At 39.1% G+C, this 5,833-nt stretch carries 3 protein-coding genes; all 3 read left to right on the top strand.

Translation table 11 applies throughout. The annotated features are described in order from the left end of the window. On the top strand, window positions 1-726 hold a 726-nt coding region (locus BUB82_RS11385), incomplete at its 5' end, for a T9SS type A sorting domain-containing protein (RefSeq protein ID WP_143185692.1). Window positions 727-793: 67 nt separating this feature from the next. Next, entirely contained in the window at window positions 794-949 is a 156-nt protein-coding gene (locus BUB82_RS11380; RefSeq protein ID WP_159432041.1) for a hypothetical protein, read from the top strand. 979 nt (window positions 950-1,928) lie between these two features. After that, window positions 1,929-5,833 (top strand): BspA family leucine-rich repeat surface protein (locus BUB82_RS11375; protein WP_143185691.1); only part of this gene is annotated, 3,905 nt, incomplete at its 3' end.

Below are 5,833 nucleotides of genomic sequence, written 5' to 3'. Positions count from 1 at the left end.
ACCACCGACTTAAGCGTATCTTCAGAAAGTATAACGAACACCTCAGAGCTAGTACTTAACTTACAAGACGACAATCAAGCGGTGATTGATGGTGTTCGACTTCGTTTTAGTCCATCGGGTAATACGGGTATAGATGGTTTAGATATCACCAAACTGGGTAATATCGACGAGAATTTAGCCCTTGTTAATAATGGAACATTGTTTACGATTGAGCACCGCAGTGATCCAGAGGCAGGGGAAGAGGTTCCACTATTTACGAATAACTGGCGTAAACAAGACTACAGCTTTGTAGCTAACTTGAGTAACTTAGAGGATACCCAAGTGTATTTACTAGACCAGTACTTAGAGACCGAGACTTTATTAACCAATGGAGAGCCTTATAGTTTTAGTGTAGATGCGAATATAGAGGCCTCGGTAAGCAGTTCACGTTTTAAGCTCGTCTTTAGAAATGAGGCTTTAAGTTTTGATGAAACAGCAGCTGTAAGCTATCGTTTATTTCCTAACCCAGCAACAACTCAAGTTCACATCAATACGACTGCTGTAAATGGTGAGTTACTTAAGCTTAAACTATACAATAGCTTAGGGCAAGAGGTTTACCAAGCAGAAAAGCTAGTGAGTGACTCAAGTGTAATCCTAGAAGTGAATCAATTAGAAACAGGGGTATATCACTTAGAGATTGAAGATAAAACCGGCCATAAAATGGTTGAGAAATTAATTAAACAGTAAATAATTAAACTTTTAAATTATGAAACAATTAGGATATACTTCAGTTATAGTATTACTCATGCTGTTTATGGAGATAAGTCATAGCCAAACAATAGATGAAGCAATAGGTTTTGAAGATAATGTAGATGACGTGCCGGCTGCACCGGTAAATAGATTCATATCTGTAGGCTTAATAGCTGGAGTGGTGGTAGGAGTCACCTATTTAAAGCCCCGTTTAAGGTAATCTCCAGTTATTGTATACAAACCACCGCTAGACAATCTCTAGCGGTGGTTTGTATTTTAAAAATGATACATCCAATTTTAATAGAATATTGAGAATAGATCCTTAACAAGAATCCTTTGTCAAGCTAAATACTTGTGATTATCAAAAATGGAACTGACAGAAATGTAAGATTATTAATTTATCCTCAAATCTAACTATGTACTTATTAAATAATGAGAAATTGTTTTAAGCCTAAATATACCTAACAAATCTAAGTAAACATTCTATTAGTGCATATATACTTAGAATTACTGTTCAGGCTGGTCGAATAATAATTGAAAAAGACTAAAGTTTGTAAAGTTTAAGTTCAATAGGAATTACAGAGGCTCATTTCGGTATATGTAGGTTTCTTAAATAGTAAGATTTCATTAACGTATGGATTGATTTATTCATAATTAAGAGCCATACTCAGTATCTAACTATGCCTATAATTCTGTAAATTTTTTTTGGCAAAACTTCAAGCAAACACGTTTTACAAGCCCTTTCTACTAAAACGCTCTTATGACTGAAGCTCTTTTTCCTTAATCATATATCTTACAACAGTTTTAATAACTTTTCATTTTCCAATTATTTTTTTATTTTACTAGTCTCAAGATATTTATTTTAAAAAATCTATCTACTCACGTAACAGCCTCTTGTTCTAAATTAAAGAAAGTATCAAAATTGTTTTGGTGCTTTTCGTAACCTATTACAAGCCCTAATGTAATCTCGATGATAAAATTAAAGATCCCTTACCAGATCAGGGCTTTTAAGTTTACCATACCGTTAAGTTAAAACTTATAAAGGCTATGTTATTTATTCTCAATTTATAAAATGAGAACAAATTTTATGTTTTGAGAATAAATTTGGCGGTTTTGAGAACAATTTCTTTTGGGTATCTGTATTTATTTGTATTCATTACTACATTAAACTCACGTTTACAAACAAATAATCTATTTAAATGAAGCGATTACAATTACTCCTACTTAGTTTGGTAAGTCTTTTTTTAGCTAACGTTACCTTAGCACAAGGCTCTATTGAAGATGCAATTGGTTTTGAAGATGAAAATGTTCAAGACGTACTAGAACCCTTTGTCACCACCTGGCAAACCACCAGTTCTAATGAAAACATCACCATCCCAACCGGTGGCGGAGCAGACATTACCGATTTTGATTTCACGATAGACTGGGGCGATGGCACTATCGAGACCATTACCGGCGATGATCCGGACCCAAGCCACAGCTATGCAGCAGCAGGCACTTATACGGTGAGTATTCGTGGTACTTTCCCTTGGATGCAACAGACTGATGCAGCTAATGCTGTAAAGCTTCAGACCGTGGTGCAGTGGGGTGATATTCAGTGGGAAAAGACAGCTGAGATGTTCTTTCAAGCTGAAAACATGACCTACAATGCCACCGATGCCCCTAACTTAACTCAAGTGACCAATATGGATGGTATGTTTTTCCGTGCATCTAGCTTTAATGGTGATATAACTAATTGGGATGTCTCTAATGTGACGACTATGAAAGAAATGTTTCGAGAAGCCTTATCTTTTAACCAACCTATAGGCAATTGGAACACGACCAATGTGACTGATATGGCTTATATGTTTGCTTTTAATAATGCTTTTAACCAAGATATTAGTGGCTGGAATGTGTCTGGTGTTACTAACATGGAGGGTATGTTTTTTGGAGCATCGGCCTTTAACCAAAACATCAATACCAAAGTGATTAATGAAGGTACTCCAGAAGAGTACACAGCTTGGGACGTATCGCATGGCCCATCATTCTACGCGATGTTTTTGAATGCTACGTCCTTTAATCAGCCTTTGGACCATTGGGATGTATCACAGGTAACTGATTTAGATTATATGTTTGCCGGTGCAGCAGCTTTTAATCAGAATATTGGTGGCTGGGATGTGTCTAATGTTAACGACAATTTTGGCCCATTTTTGAAAGGTTCTGGTTTATCTACAGAGAATTACGACGCCTTACTAGAAGGCTGGAGCCAGTTAGACTTAGTAGATGGCATGACGATGAACTTAGATGCCATGTACTCTTGCGCCGCCGCAGACGCCCGCCAGAGTATTATAGATAATAATAACTGGACGATTAATGATGGCGGTTCGGCAGTAGATTGTGATTTTGCACCCTTTGTCACCACCTGGCAAACCACCAGTTCTAATGAAAACATCACCATCCCAACCGGCGGCGGAGCAGACATTACCGATTTTGATTTCACGATAGACTGGGGCGATGGCACTATCGAGACCATTACCGGCGATGATCCGGACCCAAGCCACAGCTATGCAGCAGCAGGCACTTATACGGTGAGTATTCGTGGTACTTTCCCTTGGATGCAACAGACTGATGCAGCTAATGCTGTAAAGCTTCAGACCGTGGTGCAGTGGGGTGATATTCAGTGGGAAAAGACAGCTGAGATGTTCTTTCAAGCTGAAAACATGACCTACAATGCCACCGATGCCCCTAACTTAACCCAAGTGACCAATATGGGTGGTATGTTTGCCGATGCATCGAGCTTTAATGGTGATATATCCAATTGGGATGTACCTACAATCCAAGATTTTAGTGCCATGTTTAGAGGTGCAAGTTCCTTTAATCAAGACATCAGTGATTGGGATGTGTCAAGCGCTACCAATATGGCATCTATGTTTTTTGAAGCTTTGTCCTTTAACCAGCCTGTTGCCAATTGGGATGTTTCCAATGTTACAGTTTTTGATAATATGTTTAGAGGTCCTGCAGATCCAGATGGGCCTCAAATGAGCTTTAGTCAGGATATCTCAAGCTGGAATACAATTAGTGCTGAAAGCATGGTTAGTATGTTTGAGCGCAATAGAACATTTAACCAAAATATTGGGAACTGGAACGTGTCCAATGTCACAGATTTTGCCGAAATGTTCCGTGATGCGATCGCCTTTAACCAAGATATTGGGAACTGGAATGTATCTAGTGCTACATACATGCGTAATATGTTTAGAGACGCATCATCTTTTGATCAGGATATCAGCCAATGGAATGTTTCTAATTTAGAAGAATTTGGATTAGGGCGTTTTGTAATGAGTCTATCTACAGCTAATTACGATGCTTTGTTACAAGCTTGGAGTCAATTAGAATTAACAAACAGTCTTTCGCCTAACTTCGGTGAAACTACCTACTCTTGCGCCGCTGCAGATGCCCGCCAGAGTATTATAGATAATAATAACTGGACGATTAACGATGGCGGCTCAGTCATAGACTGTGATTTAGTGCCTATGGAGTTGGTTTATACTATACCTAACGATGGCGAACTTGTTCGTCTGTATTTTGGTACTATTAATGAGTTTAACAATGCAGAAGTCACCGTTGATATTATTGTAGATTGGGGTGACGGTAGTCAACTTATGGAGGTTAACAATATTAGAGATTTCTCTAAAACCTATGCCACGAATGGCACGTATACCGTTAAGATTTATGGTGCCCTATCTCATTTTGGGGGTGGCGAATTTTCACCAGCTGGTGCTGAATATCTTACTACAGTGAACAGTTTTGGTGAGCTTGGTCTTCAGGATTTAGATTATGCCTTTTACGGTGCATCTGCATTAACGAGTGTGCCAGAAGCGCTTCCATCAACAGTAACAAGTTTGTCTTATACCTTCTACAATGCTTTTACATTTAACCAAGATCTGAGTAGTTGGGATGTAAGCAACGTTACAGATTTTAGTTTTTTGTTTTCTAGAGATACATTTGATGAAACACCAAACATGAGCTTTAATCAGCCAATTGGCAATTGGACTATGACCAATGCAACAGACTTAGGTTTTATGTTTGCTTTTAATAATGCTTTTAACCAGGACCTAAGTGGCTGGAATGTATCTAATGTCACGGATATGCAAGGACTGTTTTTTGGGGCAACGGCCTTTAACCAAGACCTAAGTGGTTGGGACGTCTCTAATGTGACTAATTTCTTTAGTATGTTTCGTGGTTTCAATGACCCAACTATGAGTTTTAATCAGGATATCTCTGGTTGGACAACAAGTAGTGCTGAAAATATGAATAGTATGTTTCGTGGCAACCCGGTCTTTAACCAAGATATTGGGGGATGGGATGTCTCTAATGTTACAGATATGGCCTCGATGTTTAGAAACGCTAGTAGTTTTGATCAAGACTTAAGCCAATGGGATATAACAGCTAATGTTAACGATGAGTTTGGCCCATTTTTGGAAGGTTCAGGCTTATCTACAGAGAACTATGATGCCTTACTAATAGGCTGGAGCCAGTTAGATTTACCATCTGACACGTATTTAGGCATTGGGTCAACGACCTACTCTTGCGCCGCTGCAGATGCCCGCCAGAGTATTATAGATACTTATGGCTGGACGATTGATGACGGTGGCTTAGCTGATGACAATGAAGCACCAACGGTTGTCACCCAAGACATCACTGTTGAATTAGATGAAAATGGTGAAGTAGCTATCACAGCGGACCAAATAAACAATGGCAGTAGCGATAGTTGTGGTGTAGATACCTTAACCTTGGATGTAAGCAGTTTTGACTGTAATGCTCTAGGAGAAAACACTGTGGTGTTAACCGTAACCGATGCCAGTGGCAATGAGGCCACAGGAACGGCAATAGTAACAGTAGAAGATAACTTAGCGCCAACAGTCTTAACACAAGACATCACAGTTCAGCTAGACGCTAACGGCGAAGCGAGTATTACCGCCGACCAGATCGATAATGGTAGCAGTGATAATTGTGGTCTAGAGAGTTTAGTATTAGACATCACAGACTTTACCAGTGCAGATGTTGGTGAGAATACGGTAACCCTAACGGTCACCGATACAAGTGGTAATGTATCTACTGAAACAGC

The organism is Psychroflexus salarius, from assembly GCF_900129035.1.
GTDB classification, from domain to species: Bacteria; Bacteroidota; Bacteroidia; order Flavobacteriales; family Flavobacteriaceae; genus Psychroflexus; species Psychroflexus salarius.
This window is presented reverse-complemented; position numbering and strand designations above follow the sequence as displayed.